This is a genomic window from Streptomyces sp. NPDC041784 (assembly GCF_055591025.1).
In genome coordinates, this window is sequence record NZ_JBVJAB010000025.1 from 84,968 (window position 1) to 105,230 (window position 20,263).

General features: G+C 72.3%; 19 protein-coding genes and 1 pseudogene. 8 read left to right on the forward strand and 12 right to left on the reverse strand.

The window, feature by feature from the left end; translation table 11 throughout:
• Nucleotides 1-20 precede the first annotated feature (20 nt).
• The gene (locus ACZ6D7_RS36795; RefSeq protein WP_469500483.1) at nucleotides 21-1,676 is read left to right on the forward strand and encodes a fibronectin type III domain-containing protein; all 1,656 of its coding nucleotides are present in this window, start codon (nucleotides 21-23) and stop codon (nucleotides 1,674-1,676) included.
• Nucleotides 1,673-2,110: pseudogene (locus ACZ6D7_RS36800) on the forward strand (FAD synthase family protein); the annotation flags it as partial. The gene ACZ6D7_RS36795 and the pseudogene ACZ6D7_RS36800, both read left to right, overlap by 4 nt.
• Here the strand turns inward: ACZ6D7_RS36800 and ACZ6D7_RS36805 are convergent.
• Nucleotides 2,111-2,812: a CDP-alcohol phosphatidyltransferase family protein gene (locus ACZ6D7_RS36805; RefSeq protein WP_469500485.1), complete on the reverse strand. Its 702-nt coding sequence runs from the start codon at nucleotides 2,810-2,812 to the stop codon at nucleotides 2,111-2,113. It lies immediately after the preceding pseudogene.
• A 62-nt stretch (nucleotides 2,813-2,874) separates the two neighbouring features.
• On the opposite strand from ACZ6D7_RS36805, the gene ACZ6D7_RS36810 reads away from it, so the two are divergent.
• Entirely contained in the window at nucleotides 2,875-4,431 is a 1,557-nt protein-coding gene (locus ACZ6D7_RS36810) for a glycosyl hydrolase family 28-related protein (RefSeq protein WP_469500486.1), read from the forward strand.
• Nucleotides 4,432-4,564: 133 nt separating this feature from the next.
• Here ACZ6D7_RS36810 and egtD read toward each other — a convergent pair whose 3' ends face one another.
• The 5 genes from egtD to egtA are packed head-to-tail and all read right to left on the reverse strand — an operon-like array spanning nucleotide 4,565 to nucleotide 9,087.
• Nucleotides 4,565-5,545: an L-histidine N(alpha)-methyltransferase gene (gene egtD, locus ACZ6D7_RS36815; RefSeq protein WP_469500488.1), complete on the reverse strand. Its 981-nt coding sequence runs from the start codon at nucleotides 5,543-5,545 to the stop codon at nucleotides 4,565-4,567.
• Complete coding sequence (locus ACZ6D7_RS36820) at nucleotides 5,542-5,676, reverse strand: hypothetical protein (RefSeq protein ID WP_469500490.1); 135 nt, start codon at nucleotides 5,674-5,676, stop codon at nucleotides 5,542-5,544. The genes egtD and ACZ6D7_RS36820 overlap by 4 nt, the downstream gene beginning before the upstream one ends.
• Nucleotides 5,673-6,464: an ergothioneine biosynthesis protein EgtC gene (gene egtC, locus ACZ6D7_RS36825; RefSeq protein ID WP_469500492.1), complete on the reverse strand. Its 792-nt coding sequence runs from the start codon at nucleotides 6,462-6,464 to the stop codon at nucleotides 5,673-5,675. The genes ACZ6D7_RS36820 and egtC overlap by 4 nt, the downstream gene beginning before the upstream one ends.
• Nucleotides 6,464-7,780 (reverse strand): ergothioneine biosynthesis protein EgtB, encoded by a 1,317-nt coding sequence (egtB, locus tag ACZ6D7_RS36830; protein WP_469500494.1) that lies wholly within the window; start codon nucleotides 7,778-7,780, stop codon nucleotides 6,464-6,466. Before egtB ends, egtC begins: the two co-directional genes overlap by 1 nt.
• Nucleotides 7,777-9,087 (reverse strand): ergothioneine biosynthesis glutamate--cysteine ligase EgtA, encoded by a 1,311-nt coding sequence (egtA, locus tag ACZ6D7_RS36835; protein ID WP_469500495.1) that lies wholly within the window; start codon nucleotides 9,085-9,087, stop codon nucleotides 7,777-7,779. The genes egtB and egtA overlap by 4 nt, the downstream gene beginning before the upstream one ends.
• A gap of 329 nt (nucleotides 9,088-9,416) precedes the next feature.
• Between egtA and ACZ6D7_RS36840 the strand changes: the two genes are divergently transcribed.
• Nucleotides 9,417-10,232 carry a TIGR02452 family protein gene (locus tag ACZ6D7_RS36840; RefSeq protein ID WP_469500496.1) on the forward strand — a complete coding sequence of 272 codons (816 nt, stop codon included), beginning with the start codon at nucleotides 9,417-9,419 and terminating at the stop codon, nucleotides 10,230-10,232.
• Nucleotides 10,233-10,301: 69 nt separating this feature from the next.
• Here ACZ6D7_RS36840 and ACZ6D7_RS36845 read toward each other — a convergent pair whose 3' ends face one another.
• The 4 genes from ACZ6D7_RS36845 to ACZ6D7_RS36860 form a co-directional block, all read right to left on the reverse strand.
• Nucleotides 10,302-10,748 (reverse strand): type II toxin-antitoxin system PemK/MazF family toxin, encoded by a 447-nt coding sequence (locus tag ACZ6D7_RS36845; protein WP_469500498.1) that lies wholly within the window; start codon nucleotides 10,746-10,748, stop codon nucleotides 10,302-10,304.
• Between the two features lie 38 nt (nucleotides 10,749-10,786).
• Nucleotides 10,787-12,169 (reverse strand): flotillin family protein, encoded by a 1,383-nt coding sequence (locus ACZ6D7_RS36850; RefSeq protein ID WP_469500500.1) that lies wholly within the window; start codon nucleotides 12,167-12,169, stop codon nucleotides 10,787-10,789.
• 134 nt (nucleotides 12,170-12,303) lie between these two features.
• On the reverse strand, nucleotides 12,304-12,522 hold the full coding sequence (locus tag ACZ6D7_RS36855; RefSeq protein WP_469500502.1) for a hypothetical protein: 219 nt from the start codon (nucleotides 12,520-12,522) through the stop codon (nucleotides 12,304-12,306).
• Nucleotides 12,523-12,838: 316 nt separating this feature from the next.
• The gene (locus ACZ6D7_RS36860) at nucleotides 12,839-14,263 is read right to left on the reverse strand and encodes an amidase (protein WP_469500503.1); all 1,425 of its coding nucleotides are present in this window, start codon (nucleotides 14,261-14,263) and stop codon (nucleotides 12,839-12,841) included.
• A gap of 274 nt (nucleotides 14,264-14,537) precedes the next feature.
• Between ACZ6D7_RS36860 and ACZ6D7_RS36865 the strand changes: the two genes are divergently transcribed.
• Both ACZ6D7_RS36865 and ACZ6D7_RS36870 read left to right on the forward strand, forming a co-directional pair.
• Complete coding sequence (locus tag ACZ6D7_RS36865; RefSeq protein WP_469500505.1) at nucleotides 14,538-15,935, forward strand: glycoside hydrolase family 43 protein; 1,398 nt, start codon at nucleotides 14,538-14,540, stop codon at nucleotides 15,933-15,935.
• A 167-nt stretch (nucleotides 15,936-16,102) separates the two neighbouring features.
• Complete coding sequence (locus ACZ6D7_RS36870) at nucleotides 16,103-16,765, forward strand: phosphoribosyltransferase (RefSeq protein WP_469500507.1); 663 nt, start codon at nucleotides 16,103-16,105, stop codon at nucleotides 16,763-16,765.
• On the opposite strand, the gene ACZ6D7_RS36875 is transcribed toward ACZ6D7_RS36870, so the two are convergent.
• Entirely contained in the window at nucleotides 16,740-17,309 is a 570-nt protein-coding gene (locus ACZ6D7_RS36875) for a hypothetical protein (protein WP_469500510.1), read from the reverse strand. The two genes, ACZ6D7_RS36870 and ACZ6D7_RS36875, sit on opposite strands and share 26 nt — an antisense overlap.
• Nucleotides 17,310-17,459: 150 nt before the next feature.
• Here ACZ6D7_RS36875 and ACZ6D7_RS36880 point away from each other — a divergent pair, with 150 nt between their 5' ends.
• Nucleotides 17,460-18,137, forward strand: coding sequence for a formylglycine-generating enzyme family protein (locus ACZ6D7_RS36880; protein WP_469500512.1), 678 nt, complete (start codon nucleotides 17,460-17,462; stop codon nucleotides 18,135-18,137).
• 9 nt (nucleotides 18,138-18,146) lie between these two features.
• On the opposite strand, the gene ACZ6D7_RS36885 is transcribed toward ACZ6D7_RS36880, so the two are convergent.
• A complete protein-coding gene (locus ACZ6D7_RS36885; RefSeq protein WP_469500514.1) occupies nucleotides 18,147-18,602 on the reverse strand; it encodes a MarR family winged helix-turn-helix transcriptional regulator in 456 nt (151 codons plus the stop codon).
• 181 nt (nucleotides 18,603-18,783) lie between these two features.
• On the opposite strand from ACZ6D7_RS36885, the gene ACZ6D7_RS36890 reads away from it, so the two are divergent.
• Complete coding sequence (locus ACZ6D7_RS36890) at nucleotides 18,784-20,241, forward strand: MFS transporter (RefSeq protein ID WP_469500515.1); 1,458 nt, start codon at nucleotides 18,784-18,786, stop codon at nucleotides 20,239-20,241.
• Nucleotides 20,242-20,263 lie beyond the last annotated feature (22 nt).

Sequence of the window (20,263 nt, forward strand, 5' to 3'; positions counted from 1 at the left end):
CCACTGCTCTGGGGTGTCCATTGCGCCTGAGAAAGCTCCGTACGAAGCCGGTCACGAGGGTCGCCGTCACCGCCCTCGTGTGCACCACCGCCCTCCTCGACGCCTCCTTCGCCGCTGCCGCCGAAGGTGACCCCGCAACGCTCGCCGCCGATCCGCTCGCCACCTGGCAGCCGGAGGGCATCGTCTGGTCGCTGGCCGCCGCGAACGGTGTCGTCTACGTCGGAGGAACCTTCGAAGCGGTCCGCCCGCCCGGCGCCGCTCCGGGTCAACGACTGGTGAAGCGACAGAACTTCGCCGCCTTCGACGCCAAGACCGGCAAACTGCTGCCCTGCGCACCGGCGTTCAGCGGGCACAACCACACCGTGCGGGCCATGAAGGCCTCGCCCGACGGCCGGGTGCTGTACGTGGGCGGCTCCTTCGGCCAGGTCGGAAACCACCGGGTGGCCAACGTGACGGCCATCGACACCAAGACCTGCACCGTACGCAAGCAGTTCAAGCCGTCGGTCTCCGCGACGATCCGGGCCATCGACGCCACGGACCGCACGGTGTACCTGGGCGGCGACTTCGTCCGGGTCGGCGGACAGCCCCGGCCCCGGATCGCCGCCGTCGACACCAAGGGCACCCTGCTGCCCTTCAAGGCCGATTTCGACCAGCCGGTGCGCGCCCTGTCCGCCGCGCCGCAGCACCGGACGCTCTACGTCGGCGGGGACTTCGAGTCGGTGGACGGACGGCCCATCCGCTCCCTGGTCGCCCTGAACCCGACCACCAGCGACATCCTGCTCACCTACCCGGGCTGGTTCCCGCGCCAGTCGTCGGTCAAGACGATCGCCCGCGACAAGACCCGCTTCTTCGTGGGCGCCGAGGGCCACGGCCCCGGCATCTACGACGGGCGCATCGCGGGCCGGCTCACCAACGGGACCATGGTCTGGAAGGACACCTGCTACGGGGCCACCCAGTCCGTGGTGCCCTTCAAGGGCGTCCTCTACAGCGCGTCCCACGCGCACAACTGCAACGAGACGCCGGGCGGGTTCCCCGAGCGCGGCGACCGCCAGCATCTGCTGGCCCAGTCGGTCGACGACCGCAGGATCCTGCACTGGTTCCCCGACACCAACGGCGGTCTCGGGGAGGAGGTGGGCCCCCGCGCCCTCGTGGTGTCCCGGGACCATCTGTGGGTGGGCGGCGAGTTCACCACGGTCAACGACAAGCCGCAGCAGGCCCTCACCCGGTTCGGCGGCACCGACACCGGAGCGCCGAAGGTGCCCGCCCTCAAGCTGGACAGCGCCGAACCCGGCAAGGTCACCCTCGCCTGGCGTGCCACCTGGGACCGGGACGACGCCGCCCTGACGTACCGCATCTACCGAGACGGGAAGCTCGTGGCTCGCAAGACGGAACGATCCACCTACTGGGACATGCCGAGACTGACGTACACCGACACCGTCGCCGCCGGCTCGCGCCACACCTACCGCATCGAGGTGACGGACGGGAAGAACACCTCGGCCCGGTCCGACGCGCTGAACGTGACCGTGCCGAAGCCCGCGAAGCGGGTGGCGGACGCCCCGTCGCAGTCGGCGCGGCAGCAGTCGTCCGGCGAGCCGCAGCAGTCGGCCACCGCCCCGCAGACGCAGCAGCAGCAGCCGTCCGAGGAGACCCAGTCCGAGGCGGGTGACGCGCGATGATCCGCATCGGATTCGCTCCCGGCGTCTACGACCTGTTCCACATCGGGCATCTCAACATCCTGCGCGAGGCGCGCCGACACTGCGACCGGCTGGTGGCGGGCGTGACCTCCGACGAACTGACCGAGCGTCTGAAGGGCCGAACCCCGGTCGTCCCGCTCGCCGAACGGCTGGAGATCGTGCGCAGCGTCCGCTTCGTCGACGACGCGGTGGTGGAGTCGGAGGTCGACAAGCTCACGACGTGGCGGCGGGTCGGCTTCCACCGGATCTTCAAGGGCGACGACTGGCGCGGCACGCCCAAGTGGCTGGAGCTGGAGCGGCGTTTCGCGGAGGTCGGCGTCGAGGTCGTCTACTTCCCGTACACCATGCACACCTCCAGCACGAAGCTGCGCGGAGCCCTGGAACTGCTCTCCGCGCCGAAGCAGGCGGAGATCCCCTCAGCGCAGTTCCCGGTACCACTTCACCAGGAAGGCGGCCATGAAAAGGACATGGGCCACCAGCAGCGCGCAGTACACCGCAAGGAAGACGTCCTGGCGTCCCAGGAATAGGAAGCTGACGCAGGTCAGGCCGTAGTCGACCGGCAGCAGCAGCACGGAGCGCAGCGCCGGGGCCGAGGCGGGCGCGGTCCGTTCCGGGGTCCGGCGCTTGAGCTTCTCCGTCAGGGTCCCGGCGAAGAAGATCACCACGGCCGCGAGCTGGAAGAGCATCGGTGCCAGCAGGAAGGCCGGGCTCGGCAGGGTGAAGAAGCGGTAGAACGACACCAGCACGACCAGATGGAGGGCGACGATCTTGACGCAGTCCAGCACATGGTCGAGCCACTCGCCCGACGGGCTGCCGGAGCGCTGGCCCCGCGCGAGCTGACCGTCCGCCGCGTCCAGGGCGAAACCCACGGTCAGGGACGCGGCGACGCAGACGGCCAGCTTCGGTCCGGGCGGCACCAGCGCCACCGCCGCCAGGGCCGGAAAGGTGAACAGGGCGCCGAGGACGGTCAGCTGATTCGGTGTCGCCCCCGCCCTGAATGCCACCGCGGCCAGCAGCCGGCCGGCCGGACGGTTCACGAACCGGGTGTAGAGAGAGGCCCCCTTCGCGGGCTTCTGCGCCGCGGACAGCTGCCGGAGCACCTCGGCAAACTCGGTCATTTCTCTCCTTGAGTTACAAAACCGCTGGAAAGAAGGCAATTATGGCAGAACGGGGAGGCGGGATGGCTCGTGTCAGCCGTCGGCAACTTCTGCGTGGCGGAGCGACGATCCTGACCGCCACGGCTCTGACCGCCCACAGCGCGTCAGCCGCCGTGGGGCCGGGACGCGACGCGGCGGCACGGGCCGCTTCCGGGCGGCCGCGCCGCTCCGAACTGCTGGCCCGCGTGATCAACGTGGCCGACTTCGGCGCGGTCGGCGACGGAAGCACGGACGACAGCGCGGCGTTCGAACTCGCCTACGCGCATGCCGTCGCCCGGATCACCCGGGGGATCGGGCGCACGGTGATCGAGATTCCCGCCGGCGAGTTCCTCATCACCCGCCCGAACGCGCTGCTCAACGGCGTTGCCCCGCTGCCGCCGGTCAACGGGCTGCGCTTCTGCGGGGCCGGCAAACGCATGACCACGATCGTGTTCCGCCCGCGGACCGGCCCGGGCTCCTACCTCTGCCGCAACGCCGACGTCTGGTCGAATCTCAGCTTCGAACGCATGCAGTTCCGCTCGGCCACGCCGGGCGCCTCCTTCTTCAGCTCGTACTCCACCGGGCAGGCCCAGGACTACCGGTTCTCCGAGTGCGAGTGGATGGGGGAGTGGGAGTACGGTCTCGCCCTGGACGGCACGGACACCAACTCCGAGATGCGGTGGGAGGCGTGCCGGGTCGGCGGCGGCTACCGCCGGGCCTTCCTGTACTCGGGCCTGTCCCGGCGTCGGCGGGCGGACCCCAACGACCAGGACCAGTTCCTCAACTACTGGTTCACCGACATGAAGGTCGAGTACGAGTGGGGCAACTTCCTGGAGTTCCCCTACGGCGGGTCGATCACCTGCCGGGGCGGCTCGTACATCATCACCGGCACCCGCCCCCAGAACACCCCGGAGTACGGCACCACCAGCACGTTCTTCCGGTTCCCGGTGGCCCAGCACCACGACTCGGTGCAGCGCTTCCACGCCCAGGACATCCGGTTCGAGGTGCGCAACCCGGACGCGCGGATCATCGACTGCCAGTGGGGGAGCGGCACGGTCCACTTCAGCGACTGTGACGACACCGGGCACGCCTTCAAGGACTTCTCCGCCGACGTCCGCGCCCACCGCTACACCGTGGGGCCGCGCGGACCGCTGATCCGTTACGACTCCTGCCAGCTGGTGGGCCGTCACGAGTACCGGGCGGCCGACCGGGAGGAACCCCTCCAGGCCGTCGCCCGCTACGACATGTGCCTGCTGCGCAGCCACCCCGAGGACGACTTCGTGGCCGCCGAGGCCGTCACCCGGGGGCCCGGCTTCGTCACCTTCGTGGACTGTCTGGACGGCACCGGCGACCCTGGGGTGACCCCCGGGCAGCCCGAACCCGCGGCCCCGGACGCGCCCACCGGACCGGACGCGCCCTCGGGACCGAAGGCACCCGCGAGCCCCGGGGCACCCGCGGGTGGCCCCGCGGCCGCGCCCGCCGCGCCGGAGTCGCCCTCCGCCGCGCGGCGGCCCGACCCGGCACCGCCCGGGAACCCGGCACCGCCCGGGAACCCGGCGCCACCGGCCCAGGCCGCCTCGCCCGCTCCCAGCGGGAGGTGACGCGGACGGCGGGCCGGGCGCGCCGTCCTCACCCTTGCCCGGGTGGCCGGGTGACCGTTCAGGTTCCTCGGCCCCCGCACCCGAGCGGGTGAGGGGGCCGAATCCCATGACGCGGTCGGGGCTGCGGGTGAGGCTAGCGGGTGGTGGCGAGGATGACCGCGAACCCGGCTTCGGAGTCTGCCCACACCTGATCCGTGCGCAGGCCAGCGGAGTCCAGCTCCGCCCGCAGCCCTTCCGTGGTGAACTTCGCGCTGCGCTCCGTGATCCATTCCTCGCCGCGGTCGAAGTGCACCGTGAGGTCGAGCTCGCGGAGCTTCACCTGCTGATCCGCAAGGCTGCGCAGCCTCATCTCGATGTGCTGCTCGGCCTCGCACCAGACCGCCCGGTGTTCGAAGGCGTCGGGGTCGAAGTCGGCGTGGAGCTCGCGGTTGAGGACGTGGAGGAGGTTCTTGTCGAACGCGGCGGTGACGCCGTCGCTGTCGTCGTAGGCGGCGATCATCTCCTCGGTTTCCTTGACCAGGTCTGCGCCGAGCAGCAGGAAGTCCTGCGGGCGCATGATGCCGCGGAGTTCACGGAGGAAGGGGACGCGGGTCGACCGGCGGAAGTTCCCCAGTGTGCTGCCGATGAAGGCGATCAACCGTGGGCTGTCGGCGGGCAGCTCCGGCAGCACGAAGGGAGTGGTGAAGTCGGCCCGGAGGGCGTGGAGGGCGAGGTGCGGATAGTCCTGGACGAGTTGGGCGCCGGCTTGGTGCAGAGCGTCCTCGCTGACGTCGACCGGGACGTAGTGGAGGCCGACCGGGCCCAGCGCCTCCAGGATCAGCCTCGTCTTGGTGCTACTGCCCGAACCGAGTTCCACGAGGCTGCGGGCCCCCGTACGCGCGGCGATGTCGCGAGCGTGCAGCATGAACAGGCCGAGCTCCGCCCGCCACAGGGGGTACTCCTTGAGCTGGGTGATCTGTTCGAAGAGTTCGCTGCCCCGGGCATCGTAGAACCACGTGGGCGCTGTGGACTTCGGGGTGCGAGTCAGCCCGGCACGGATGTCGGAGCGCAGCGCCGTGGCGTAGTGCTCGGCGTCCAGGGTGTTGGTGTAGCCGTAGGCGCGGGTGCCGGTCATGAGTGCCTCGCTTCGGTCGGCAGCAGACTGGGGGAGGTCTGGAAGCTCAGTCCGGTGGCGCCTGGAAGCGGCTCGCTGCCGTGCGCGTCGTGGATCCACTGGAGGGTGCGGGTGATCTGGAACGGACTCACGTGCCGGTCTCCTTGGGGGGTACGGGTACCGCGTCGGTGCTCGGGTCCTTGAGCGGGGTGAGCAGGACGTCGGTGCGGCTCGCCGTGAGGAGGGTGCGGTCGGGAACCTCCTGCCAGCGCGGATCGTCGTCATGGGGCTCGGAGGCCACGACCGTGCGGCCGCCGGGCTCCGTCAGGTACCAGAGGGTGTCGCCCCAGGCGGTCGCGGTGATCGTGTCGCCGTTGGTGAGGAGCAGGTTGAGGCGGGAGCCCGGGGCCGCCGCGGCGACCTCGGCGACGGTGTCCGTCAGCGCCTGGGCCTCGCCGTCCCCGGCCCGCAGCCGGGCCAGGACCAGCGCCCACACGAACGCGGAGTCGGTGCGGGCCTCCATCGACAGCACATCGGCCGCGGGCAGCGACCGCACGAGGCCCGCCAGGGATCCGGGCCAGCCGGCGACCGCCCCGTTGTGGCTGAACAGCCAGGTCCCGGCCGCGAACGGCGCCGCGGCGGCCTCCGCGTCGGCCCCGGCCAGCGTCGCGTCCCGGACGGCGGCCAGCAGCGCGCCCGAGCGGACCACCCGGGCCAGGTCGGCGACGGACAGGTCCGCCCAGACGGGACCGGCCCGGCGGTAGCGGGCCGGCACCGGGTCGCCCTCGGCGTACCAGCCCACCCCGAAACCGTCGGCGTTGACCGTCCCGTACCGCTGTCGGCGGGGCGCCCACGACTGGCGGTACAGGCTGTGCGGGGGGTCCACGAGGACGCTGCCGAGCGGCACCTCGGGGCCCACATAGGCGAGATGACGGCACATCAGACGGCCCCCGAGCGGGCCGTGCGGAAGCCGGAGAAGATCTGCCGGCGGATCGGGTAGTCCCAGTTGCGGAACGTGCCCCGGCAGGCGACCGGGTCCACCGCGAACGAACCGCCGCGCAGCACCTTGTACTCGGGGCCGAAGAACACCTCCGAGTACTCCTTGTACGGGAACGCCCGGAACCCGGGGTAGGGCAGGAAGTCGCTCGCCGTCCACTCCCAGACGTCGCCGATCAACTGCCGTACACCGAGCGGTGATTCACCGGCCGGATAGCTTCCGGCCGGGGCCGGGCGCAGATGGCGCTGGCCGAGGTTGGCGTGCTCGGGCGCTGGGTCGGCGTCGCCCCACGGGTAGCGCATCGAGCCGCCGGTCGCCGGGTCGAAGCGGGCCGCCTTCTCCCACTCGGTCTCGGTCGGCAGCCGGCGTCCGGCCCAGCGGGCGTAGGCGTCGGCCTCGTACCAGCACACGTGCAGCACCGGCTCGTCGGGCGGCACGACCTCGGTGATCCCGAACCTGCGGCGCAGCCACTGCCCGGCGTCCCGGTGCCAGAACAGCGGGGCGTGCAGCCCGTGCCGGCGGACGTGCGCCCAGCCCTCCCTCGTCCACCAGCGCTCGTCGTCGTAGCCGCCGTCGTCGATGAACGCCTGGTAGGCGGCGTTCGTCACCGGGGTGGTGTCGATGTAGAACGGGTCCACCTCGCGCCGGTGCGCGGGGCGTTCGTTGTCCAGCGCCCAGGGCTCGGCGGAGGTGCCCATGAGGAACGGGCCGCCGGGGACGAGGACTTCGGCCGGGCCGGTGAACAGCGGTGCCGGGTCCGGGTCGGGGGCGGTCAGGGCCTGAGGGCCGGTGCGCAGCTGATGGGTGATCAGCATGGTCTCGTCATGCTGCTGTTCGTGCTGCGCGATCATCCCGAAGGCGAACCCCGCCTCGGTCAGCCGCGTGCCGTGGAAGTCGGCCGACTCCAGCAGGTCCGTCACCCGGCCGCGCACCTCCGCCGCGTACCTGCGCGCCTCGGCGGGCGGCAGCAGCGGCAGCGACGGGCGCTCGGAGCGCGGATGCTCGAAGGCGTCGTACAGGCCGTCGATCTCGGGGCGCATCGCCTCGCGGCCGGCCACCGTGCGCAGCAGCCACAGCTCCTCCTGGTTGCCGATGTGCGCGAGGTCCCACACCAGCGGGGACATCAGCGGGGAGTGCTGGGCGGTGAGGTCGGGGTCCTCGACACAGCTGGTCAGGAGGGTGGTGCGGGCCCGGGCGGTGGTGAGGGTGGCCAGCGCGCGGGCGCGGAGGGTGTCGGCGTCCAGGGCGGGCTCGGTCATGTGCGGAGGTCCTTCCCGTGCGCGCGGGTGTCCGTGCCGCGCAGGCGGTCGAGCAGGTCGTCGGCGGGGGTGCGGCCGGGCAGCACATAGCGGTCCCGGAACGCCGTGACGGCCTCCAGGACGGCGGTGGTGGTCCCGAGCCGGGGCAGGGCCTCCAGGGCCGCCGCGAAGCAGATGACGGCGGCCTCGTGCAGCTCGGGGTCGGTCAGCCCGTCCCGGGCCGCCTCGATCCACAGCGGATTGTGCGGGGCGGGCAGCGGCACCGCCCGCTCGGCCAGGGGTTTCACGGCACGGTAGGCGGTCTCGGCCGCCTGCGGGTCGTCGAACAGCGCCGTGGTCACCGCGACCGGCACGATCCAGCCGTCCTCGCCGGACTGCGCGTCGATCATGCGCAGCTCCAGGTGGCCGCGGGGTCTGACCGGCGGGAACAGGGTGGTCAAGTGGTAGTCGAGATCGGCCCGGGTGGGTGCCCCGGTACGGGTCCACTCACGGAACGTGAGCCGCTCCGGCACGTCCCACGGGCCGCTGTCGCGCCGTACACACATCACCGGTGCGTCGAGCACGTGCCGGGCCCAGGCGTCGCGCGGTTCGCCGTCCAGGGCGGGGGCGCCGGCGCGGCCGGCGCCGATCTCCATCCACAGCAGTTGCCGGCTGGAGCGCCAGCCGGTGGGCTCGCCGCGCAGGAACGGAGAGTTGGCGAAGGCCGCCACCAGGACCGCGCCCAGGGTGTGCGACAGCCACCAGCGCCGCCCGTGTCCCAGCGGGCCGGGCTCCTCGTAGCCGGCGTCCAGGCAGACCTGCACGGAGGCCGAGGTGCACATCATGGCGCGGCCGGCCGGGCCCGTACGGTCGAGGTACGCCTCCATGGCGTCGTAGCGCGGCTCGCGCAGATACCGGCGGGGAGTGTGCCAGGGGTCCGTGCCGAGGCCGGTGAGGGTGAGGTCCTGCTCCCGCAGGACCGCGCGGACAGCCGCCAGATCGGCGGAGACGGTGCCGATGACTTCCGTCAGGGAGGCGGCGGGCAGCGAGCTGAGTTCCAGCTGGCCGCCGGGTTCGACGGTGAGCGCCGAGCCCAGGGGCACGCTCTCCAGCGCGGCGTAGGCCGCCGCGAGTCGTTCGGGTGTCACGGGGAGCCGCGGCGTGCGCAGCTCGTGGACCAGCCACTCCAGCTCGATGCCCACGGTGGTGGGCGGGCCGGTCTTGAAGCAGATGCCCCTGACCAGGGCCTCCACCTCGGCTTCGGAAAGGGGATGTCGGTGCTCCGTACAGTCGGTCGGGTCGGTACCGTCGCTGGCCGAATCGGACATGTCGGGATCCTCCTGAGATTCCACCATGCCACCGGTCCGGCCTCGGGGCGGCCCGACCGGCATCGCTCGTCCCACCCAAGACCCTCGTCCCGAATCGCACAAGGGTGCACATCGGCGCTTTCGGGACCGGGAGTCTCCGGTTCCAGGCCGCTTTCGTGCTGTTTCCTGGGTGTTTACGACCGCGTTGTCGACGTGTTCCCGCGCCGGGAAAACGCGTTGCACGCCATGTCCAGGATCACTCACGATGCGTGCATGAGCACGACGGGGGAGACGGGCGGGGTACGCGGGACCGCGCGGCGTACGGTCATGGCGTCCACGGGGGTGGCGCCATGAGCGCACGGCTGCGCGGTATCGCGCGGGAGACGGAGCAGATCGTCGCGGCGGGCGCCTACCGGGCGTCCGACGGGCGTGAGGTGTCCCTGGCGGCGGCCGTGGCGGCCGCCAGGGCGGGGACCCGGATGGTGGGTCCCGGACCGGTCGAGGTGGCCGACCTGCCGCCGGTGGAGCCGGTCGTCGAGGTCACGGGCGAGAGCAGCACCCAGGCCGCCCGCCGCCTCGCGGACCGGCAGGTCGCCGTCCTGAACTTCGCCTCCGCCCGCAACCCCGGCGGCGGCTATCTCAACGGCGCCCAGGCGCAGGAGGAGGCGTTGTGCCGGGCCTCCGCGCTGTACACGTGCCTGCTGCGGGCGCCGGACTTCTACGCGTACCACCGCGCCCACCGCGACCCGTTCTACACGGACCGGGTCATCCACGCGCCGGCCGTACCGGTCTTCCGCGACGACCGGGGCCGACTGCTGGACGAGCCCTTCACCGCCGGATTCCTGACGGCCGCCGCGCCGAACGCGGGCGTGGTGCTGCGGACGGCCCCGGAGCGCGCGGCCGAACTTCCCGGTGCCCTGGCGGTCCGCGCCGAGCGGGTCCTGGAGACGGCCGCCGCCCACGGCTACCGGCGCCTCGTCCTGGGCGCCTGGGGCTGCGGGGTGTTCCGCAACGACCCGGCACAGGTGGCGGACGCGTTCCGGACCCTCCTCGCCCCCGACGGGCGATTCGGCCGGACGTTCGAACATGTGGTGTTCGGGGTGCTGGACCGGACGGCGGGGAGCGTGGTGCGGGGGGCTTTCGAGAGGGCGTTCGCCGCGCTCTGAGATCCGTCCAAGGTCCGTCCCCTGGTCGATCCGTACCCCCCCGGGGCGTACCGGAAGTGGAAGGGCCCCTCAGGTCCAGCCGTACCGCTCGTGCAGCCGCTGCCTGACCAGGTTGAACCGCATGCGGTCCAGGGCGCAGGCCTCGCGGCGCATACCGTCCTCGTGGAGGCGCAGGACGCGGTCGACGTCCACCCAGGAGTCGCGCCCGGAGCGGTCCCAGGGGCCGCTGCCGATCGCCACCCACTCGCGGTCGTGGTCGTGGCGCTTGCTGGAGAGCTGTACGGCGAGGAGCGTGCCGGCCGCCTCGCGGGCCACGACGAGCACCGGACGGTCCTTGCCCCGGCCGTCGTTCTCCTCGAAGGGCACCCAGGTCCAGACGATCTCACCGGGGTCGGGGTCACCGTCGTGCGCGGGCGCGTACTCGGTGCGCACCCGGCCGACCTCGCGGGTGTCGGCCTCGGCGGTGGCGGTGGGGCCGGAGCGGCCCGGAACGTTCTCATCGGTAAACGCGGTCACGGGGGCACCTTACGGGCTGCCCCCGTGACCGTGTCCCCTCAGCCGCCCTCGATCGGTACCTTCTCCGAGGGCGGCGTCGCCGACCCGTTGACGGACGGAGTCCCGTCCGGGTTCTGCCCGTTCTGGTTCATCGACGCCAGCAGCTGACGTGCCAGACCCAGCCCGGTCCCGCCCATGGTGAGCGCCTTGGCCAGCATGTCGGCCACGCCGTCGGCGCCGTTGAGCACCACCATGTTGTCGACGTTGCCGAACGCGGACGCGCCGGCCTGGACGATCTCCGGCCACTTCTCCGCGAGTTGCTGGGCGACGACGGCCTCCTGGTTCTCGGCGAGGGCGGCGGCCCGCGCCTTGATGGCCTCCGCCTCGGCGAGCCCCTTGGCCCGGTTCGCCTCGGCCTGCGCGAGACCCTTGGCCTGCGTTGCGGCCGCCTCCGCCTCACCGGTGGCCCGGGTCTCCGTCGCCTTGGCCTCGGCGGCCGAGATCCGCGCGTCGCGCTCGGCCTCGGCCAGCGTCCGCTTCTCGTACGCCTTGGCGTCGGCCGGCTTGCGGACGTCGGCCTGGAGCTGCTGCTCGCGCCGCTGCGCCTCGAGTTCGGCGACCCGCGTCTCCTGGACCACGACCTCCTGGCGGGCCGCGGCATCGGCGAGCGGACCGGCCTGCCGGGCCTTGGCGTTGGCCTTGTCCTGTTCGGCCTGGTACCCCGCCTTGAGGATCTCGCTGTCCCGGGTGGCCTCCGCCATCCGTCCGAACGCCAGCTGCTCGGCCTCGGTGGCGAGCCGGTCGGCCTCGGCCTGCGCGATCCGGGCGTCCCGCCGTACGGCCGCCAGGTGCGGCGCGGACAGGTTCTTGATGTACCCGGTCGGGTCCTCGATCTCGTGGATCTGGAGCGAGTCCACGATCAGGCCCAGCTTCTCCATCTCCGTGCCACAGGCCGCACGGGCCTGCCCGGTCAGCTTCTCCCGGTCGCGGATCATGTCCTCGACCGTCAACCCGCCCACGATGGCCCGCAGATGACCGGCGAACACGGTGTGCACCCGCTCCGCCATCAGCTTCTGCTGGTCGAGGAAGCGGCGGGCCGCGTTGGCGATCGACACGAAGTCGTCGCCCACCTTGAAGATGACCACGCCCCGCACCTTCAGCGGAATGCCCTGGTGGGTCACGCAGTCCACGTGCAGTTCCGTCTGGTTCAGGTCGAGCGAGAGCTTGCGCACGGCCTGCATACCGGGCGTCACGAGCGTGCCGCGCCCGGTGACGATCCGGAATCCCATCCCTTCCTCGAGACCTTCGAGTTTGTGCTTGGAACCGGAGATGATGAGCGCCTCGTTGGGCTCCGCGACACGCCACATCAACTTGAACGCACCGATCAGGACGAGGACGACACCGACTGCCGCCCCGACGATGAAACCGACTTCCATGGGCATGCACTCCCCCAGTGCAGGGTGCCCTCGGGGCACCGTACGTAACGGGAGTGTGAGCCCGCGCACGAGCCGTGTACAGACGCGGCCGAACCGCTGTTGCCCGCTTGGTACATACGGCACACCACGGGCGCGCCGCCTCAACTGCCGTACATCGCCGAGACGTAGACCGTCCGCGGCGGCAGGTACTCCACCACGGTGACCATCGTCCCCCGCTCGATGCGCTCCGTACCGGAGGCGGCGTAGGCGAGAAAGTGCTCGGCACCGCCGCGCACGCGGACGATCACCTCGCCGACGAGCCCGGGCCCGACCGTTCCGGTGACCCGCCCCATGAGCCCGACCATCGACGCTTCGTCCATGGTCACAGAGTAGGGGCCGGTGACCCCGTAGTCGGCCTCGGTCCGCCACGGGATCCGTCGACTTGACCGGCACCGGACCGTGGGGGCGCGGTTCCCGGCGTACGAGGGAGACGAGCGCGCGCGGTGTTCCGGCACTTCGCCCGGAGCGGGGGCCGCGGTTCCGGCGGGCCGCCCTGCTCGTCGGCGAGCCGGTCAGGCCGGCTCCGGTACAGCGTCACACCGCCGGTCCGCACGGGCGGTACCGGGGGCCGGTGGACACACCCGGCTCGGACCCCGGGGAGCGTTCCCGGCTCACCCGGTCGGGAGAGCCCCCGGCTCACACCGCTGGCGAGGGCCCCAGGGCCGTCCGCTCCGGCCACCGCTCGTGCCAGCGCAGGTCCGCCTCCAGCTGGGCGGAGAGCGAGAGCAGCAGCGGCTCGCTGTGCGCCGGGCCGAGCAGCTGCGCGCCGACCGGCAGACCGTCGGGGGTGAAGCCCGCGGGGACGTTGACGCCGGGCCAGCCCAGCACGTTCCACGGCCAGGCGTAGGGACAGGCGGCGATCATCGCGCGGTCGGTGGCGAACCCGCCCAGCTCCAGCATCGCCCCGATGCGCGGCGGGGGAGCGGCCGTCGTGGGCGCGAGGACCACGTCGTACGACGTGAAGAAGCCGCCGATACGGCGGTGCAGGACCGCCTCGGCGCGCCGGGCCGTCCGCAGCGGCGCGCCGGCCAGCAGCCTGCCCAGCCGGGCGGCGCTGCGGGTGCGCCGGTCGAGGAGGGCGGGGAAGGGCGCGTCGGCGACCCACTCGGCGATGCCCGCGGTCGCGCGGGGCACGAAGGTGAGCCCGATCTGCCCGTACGGCGGGTCGGCCTCCTCGACGTGGTGCCCCAACGAGGCGAGTTTCTCGGCGAGTTCGACGACCCGGGCGCGCACCTCGGGGAGCAGCCGGGCGGGCACGGCGGTGAACGGCGGCTTCAGCGAGAGCGCGATCCGCAGCCGGCCGGGGTCGCGGCCCACCGCCGCCGAGGCGTCGACGGCGGGCGGCCGGTGCGGGTCGAGGTCGTGGTTGCCGCTGGCCGCGTCGAGCAGCAGGGCCGCGTCCGCGACCGTACGGGCCAGGGTGCCGTTGACGGTGATGCCCTGGAAGGACTCGCCGCGCGGCCAGGTCGAGACCCGCCCGCGCTGCGGCTTGACGCCGACGAGATGCGTCCAGGAGGCCGGGATCCGGACCGAGCCCGCCCCGTCCGAGCCCAGCGCGGCCGGCACCAGGCCCGCCGCCACGGCCGCGGCCGAGCCGCCGGAGGAGCCGCCCGGGGTGTGATCGGTGTGCCACGGGTTGCGGGTCGCGCCGAAGGCCGGGCCCTCGGTGAACGGCCACTGGCCCAGTTCGCAGGTGTTGGTCTTGCCGACGATCACGGCCCCGGCGGCGCGCAGCCGCCGTACCGCCTCGCCGTCCTGGGCGACCGCCGGATGGGTGCCCGGGCAGCCGAAGGCGGTGGGCTCGCCGGCCACGTCCATGTCGTCCTTCACGGCGACCGGCACACCGAGCAGCGGCTTGCGGACCCCGGCCGCCAACTCCCGGTCCGCCGCATCGGCTTCGGCGAGCGCGGCCTCGGTCCGTACGATCCGGAAGGCGTTGAGGGTGTCCTGGGTGGCGGCGATGCGGGCGAGGGCCTGCTCGACGAGTTGCCGGGAGGTCACCTCCCCGGCGGACAGGGCGCGGGCGGACTCGGCCAGGCCTTGGGCACGGTCGAGCGTCATTGCGGGACCACCTCCGGGTGCACGACGTCTACCGGAGAGTAACTCTCGAACGGGCCGAGTCGTACAGCTTTCGCACAGGTGGCGTCCGGGCGTGTTGAAACCATTGACGTGCACCTGCCTCAGCTCTACCTTCTGCACGACTTCTCGAACCATGTTCGATATATCGGACAATTGTATGAGCCCGCACGAGCCCGCACGAGCCCGCACGAGCCCGCACGAGCCCGCACGAGCCCGTACGCATCTGCGTCTGCACGAGTCCCAGGGAGAGCCGCCCGTGACCGCACGTCCCTCCACCCCCTCCCGCCGCGCCCTGCTCCGGGCGATGGCCGCCCTGCCCGCGTCGGCACTCGTCCTGGGTGAACGGCCCGGACTGCCCGGACTGCTCGGCACCGCCGCGGCCGCCGCCCCCGCGAGCGGCGCGGCCACCCGGTACACGATCGTGCCGTTCCTCAATAGCAATGACGGCACGGTGAACGTCTACCAGTCCGACGACGCCACCGATTTCCGGCTGCTCCAGGCGTCCGCGTACACCCCGCCGAGCAACCGCATCCGGGACGCCGGCATCCTCAAGCACACGGACGGCTACTACTACGTCACCTACACCACCCACACCTGGCAGGACGTCAGCACCACGATCGGCTTCGCCCGCAGCTCCGACCGGGTCAACTGGACCTTCCTGTACGACTACACGGTCCCGATCGCGAGCCTCTCCCGCGCCTGGGCGCCGGAGTGGTTCGTGGACAGCGACGGCAGCGTCAACATCATCGTCTCCTGCTCGGTGACCAGTGACGAGTGGATCTTCACCCCGTATCTGCTGAAGGCCACCAACTCCGCTCTCACCGCGTGGAGTTCACCGGTCGCCCTGTCCGGTATCGGCGCCAACCACATCGACACGTTCCTCGTGAAGATCGGCTCCACCTACCACGCCTTCACCAAGAACGAGACGACGAAGTACATCGAGTACGCCACCGCCACCAGCCTCGCCGGCCCCTACACGATCTCGCGGACCGGCGACTGGGCCGGCTGGGGCAGCTACCGCGAGGGCCCGGCCCTGGTCCAGCTCGACAACGGCGCCTGGCGGCTCTTCTTCGACGGCTACGGCGACGGCAGCTACTACTACAGCGACAGCTACGACACCTTCGCCACCTGGAGCGCGCCCAAGGCCCTCCCGGTCGTCTCGGGCACGGCCCGGCACTTCACGGTGATCAAGGAGACGGTGTCCGGCGGCCCGAGCATCACCAAGAACGCGACGCGCTCCTTCCGGTCGGTCAACTACACCACCCGCCACTGGCAGCAGCAGTCCGCGCTGCTCAACCTCCCCGTGGTCACCGCGTCCAGCACCACCGCCGAGAAGCAGGCGGCCACCTTCACCGTGGTGGCGGGGCTCGCCGACGCCAACGGCTACTCGTTCCGTGACGCCTCCGGCAACTATCTGCGCCACTACAACTTCCGCGCCCGCTTCGACGCCAACGACGGCACGTCGACCTTCGCCCGCGACGCCACCTTCGTCGCCCGCACCGGTACGACGAGCGGCGCGGTGCGCTTCGAGTCGTACAACTACCCCGGATACTACCTGCGCCACTACAACTACCAGCTGCGTCTGGAGCAGACGGACGGCACGGACCTGTTCCGCCAGGACAGCTCCTTCGTCCCGGTGACGGCCTGGGCCTGAGCGGCCCGCCCCGCCGTTCCCCGCCCCGCCGTTCCCCGGCCATCGGGAACCCGGCCATCGGGAACCCGACTGTCGGGAACCCGGCGGCCGGGAGGGGCGGGGCACGGCCCTCGCCGTGCTTCGGCCGGCGGGCAGGGGGTACGCGGAGGGCGGAAGGAGCGGCAGCCATGCGGTTCCGTGATCGCGCACAGGCCGGGCGGGAGCTGGCCGGCCCCCTGCGGGCCCGGCAGCAGCGGGGCGAGCTGCCCGATGCCATCGTCCTCGCCCTGCCCCGGGGCGGCGTCGCCGTCGCCGCCGAGGTGGCCCGCTCGCTCGACGCCCCGCTCGACGTGCTCGTCGTACGGAAGATCGGCGCCCCCTTCCAGGAGGAACTCGGGGTCGGCGCGCTCACCGGCGACGACGACCCGCTCTTCGACGAGGACTCCCTGGTCCGGCTGGGCCTCACCCGCCACGAGCTGGCCCCGGTGGTGGCGCGGGAACGCGCCGAGCTGCACCGCCGCGAGCGGCTCTACCGGCAGGGCCGGCCCGCCCCCGAGCTGCGCGGCCGGACCGTGCTCGTGGTCGACGACGGGCTCGCCACCGGGGTGACGGCCCGCGCCGCACTGCGCTCCGTACGGCGCCGGGCGCCCCGGCGGTCCGTGCTGGCGGTGCCGGTCGGCGCGCCGGAGTCGGTGGCCCTGCTGAGCACCGAGGCCGACGAGGTGATCTGCCCGCACCAGCCGGCCGCCTTCATGGCCGTGGGTCTCTGGTACGAGGACTTCGAGCAGCTCTCCGACGCGGACGTGCTGGACGTACTGCGGGCCGCTACGGGCGCAGCAGATAGTGGGTGAGCAGCGACTCGGCCCGGTCCGGGCTCAGGCCCAGCGCCGTACCGACCCGCTCCCACGGCACCTCGTCCTCCTGGACCGCGTAGGCCGCCTCCTGGGCGATGTCCGCGGTGAGGCGCTCCAGGGCGGTCGCGGCCCGCAGCGCGGCGACCGGCGCCTGTTCGGCCAGGAAGGACAGCTGGTCCTCCAGCCGGTCCAGCAGATGCGTCACCTCGTCCGGCAGCGGCACGGTCCGGCGCTCCACCGCGCGGATGTGCTCGCACCAGTCGCGGTACGCGTCGCCGGTGTCCACGTCGTGCCCGCTGCGGTCCGCCTGCCGGGCCCAGTCGATCGGATACGGCTCGCCCCGCCAGCCGCACGCGCACGCGGCACGGAAGGCGGCCGCCCTCGGACGGCCCGCGTGCCCGTCGTAGGCCCACCACTCACCGGTCTCCCGGACACGGTCGGCACCGCTGCCGAGGTCCAGGTACACCGGTTTCGGCTCACCGCCCCCCGCGAGCACCGCGCCCGCGATCCCCTCGTGGGACTCCCCGAACTCCTCGGTCATCCACCCCACCGGATCTTCCCCCCTGCTCCAGAGTCCACCAGAACACGTCCGGGGCGCTGTGCGGCTCGGCACGGTGACGGACGCCCCCGTCGGCGAGCATGCCCCGGGCCGCCCGCCGGTGAACGGCGGCCGCGATGAGACCATCCGTTCATGGAGACCGGTGCCGGGCAGACGATGATCGACGTTCCACCGGGGCGGGTCACCCTGTCCGACCGGCGGACCCGGCGCACCTGGGACGTCGAGCTGCCGGGCTGCCGGCTCGGGGCGCACCCGGTCACCCGGGAGCTGTACGCGCGGGTCACCGGCCGGGACGCGGACACCGCCCGCGAGGACCGGCGGCCCGTCGAGGGCGTGTCCTGGTGGGACGCGGTCCACTTCTGCAACGCCCTGTCCCTGCGCGAGGGGTGCACGCCGGCCTACCGGGTCCTGCCCGACGGCGAGTCCGTCACCTGGGACGACACGGCCGACGGCTACCGGCTGCCCACCGAGGCCGAGTGGGAGCACGCCTGCCGGGCCGGCACCGGCGGACCGCGCTACGGGCTGCTCGACGACATCGCCTGGTACCGCGCGAACTCCGGCGATCGGATCCACGAGGTCGGTGGCCGGCTCCCCAACGCCTGGGGCCTGCACGACATGCTCGGCAACGTCTGGGAGTGGTGCTGGGACCTCTACGACCCCGAGGTCTACGGCGGCTACCGCGTGCTGCGCGGCGGCGGCTGGTTCGACGAGCACTGGAGCTGCCGCGCCTCCGTACGCCGCCGCAGTCACCCCACGTTCCGGGTGGACGACGTCGGCTTCCGCGTCGCGCGTCCGGCCCTCTCCGGCTGACGTAGGCCGTTACGGGCGGGGCCAGGGGCGGCCGCCGATGGACTCGATGCCGTTGTTGAAACGCCGCAGGTAGGCGGCGAAGGCGGCGATGTCGTCGTCCGACCAGTCGTGCATCACCCGGTCCAGGATCTCGACGGTCCCCTCGCGCTCCTCGTCCAGCAGCCGGGTGCCCTCGTCGGTGAGCCGGAACTTGCGGGCCATCCCGCCCTCCGGGTCGGGGATGCGCTCGATGAGGCCCGCCCGCATCGCCGCCGCGGTCTGCCGGTTCAGGGTGGAGGCGTCCAGCCCGAAGGCCTCGCTCAGCTCGCCGATCGACATCGGTCCCTGGACCCGGATCCGGCTGAGCAGGATGTAGGCGCTGCGCTCCATGAGGCTGTTCCTGCGGCGGCCGCCGCGCTGGTTCAGGAACGTGTGGCGGCTGAGCAGCATCTGCTCGTACTCGACCTCGTGCGTGGGCGTCTCCATCGGCCGGCCCCTCCTGACTCCGTGCGGCCCCTCATCCTGGCATACCACCGTGTATGGGCCACATCACATGCTTGATACATAGGGCATGTACGATGCACATCCTCCCTTGATCTCCTCCCCCCACACCTCCTCCCCCCACACCTCCTTCCGTCACGCTTTCAGAAAGTCGAGGAGTCCGCCGATGGACGCCCCCGCTCCCCGGACCACGGCCCGCTCGGGCGCCGTGATCGCCACGCTCGCCTTCGCCGGCACCACGGCGGCGATCATGCAGACGCTGGTCACGCCCCTGATCGCCGAACTGCCGCAGATCCTGGACACCTCGTCCTCGAACGCGGCCTGGGTGATCACGGTCACCCTGCTGGTGGCGTCCGTGTGCGTGCCCGTCGTCGGCCGCCTCGGCGACCTGGTGGGCAAGCGCCGGATGCTGCTCGCCTGCTCGGTGCCGCTGATCGTGGGCTCGGTGGTGTGCGCCTTCGCCTCCGACGTCGTCACGATGATCGTCGGCCGCGGCCTTCAGGGCATGGGCATGGGCATGGTGCCCCTCGGCATTGCGCTGCTGCGGGACGTCGTACCGGCAGAGAAGCTCAGCGGTTCCATCGCGCTGGTCAGCGCCTCCATGGGCATCGGCGGTGCCATCGGCCTGCCGGTGGCCGCCGCGGTCGCCCAGTACGCGAACTGGCGTGTGCTGTTCTGGGGCTCCGCCGCCCTCGCCGCCGTCGTCGCCGTCCTGATCTTCGTGCTCGTCCCGGACGTCCCGGCCGGCGCCAAGGGCCAGCGCTTCGACCTGCCCGGCGCGATCGGCCTCGGTGTCGGCCTGGTCTGTCTGCTGCTCGCGGTCTCCAAGGGCGCCGACTGGGGCTGGGCCTCGGGCACCACGCTCTCCCTGTTCGCCGCCGCCGTCGTGGCGCTGGCCGGCTGGGGCGTGTGGGAGATGCGCACCGCCGACCCGCTGATCGACCTGCGCACCACCGCCCGCCCCCGGGTCCTGCTCACCAACGTCGCCTCGGTCTTCATCGGCTTCGGGATGTACGCGAGCATGCTGGTGATGCCGCAGCTGCTCCAGTTCCCGGAGGCCACCGGCTACGGCCTCGGCCAGTCGATGCTCGCGGCCGGTCTGTGGATGGCGCCCGGCGGCCTGATGATGATGCTGGTCTCCCCGCTCGGCGGAAAGCTCACCAACGCCCGCGGCCCGAAGTTCACGCTGATCTGCGGCGCCCTGGTGCTGGCCGCCGGCTATTTCGCCTCCCTGGCCCTGATCGGCTCCGCCTGGGGCGTCATGCTGGTCACGATCATCACCAGCAGCGGCGTCGGCCTCGCCTACGGCTCCATGCCCGCGCTGATCATGAGTTCGGTGCCGCTGACCGAGACGGCCGCCGCCAACGCCTTCAACACCCTCATGCGCTCGCTCGGCACCTCGATCGGCGCCGCCGTCATCGGCGTGATCCTCGCCCAGATGACCACGACCATGGGCGGCTACACCTTCGCCTCCGAGGACGGCTTCCGCACGGCGCTCGTCGTCGGCGGCGCCCTCGCGCTGATCTCCGCGGCCATCGCCGCCGTCATCCCGGCCGCCCGGACCGCCGTGTTCGGCGAGGGCGGGGCCGACCAGGCCGCCGAGCCGCAGCAGGCCAAGGTCTGACCTTTCGTACGGGGCACCCGCG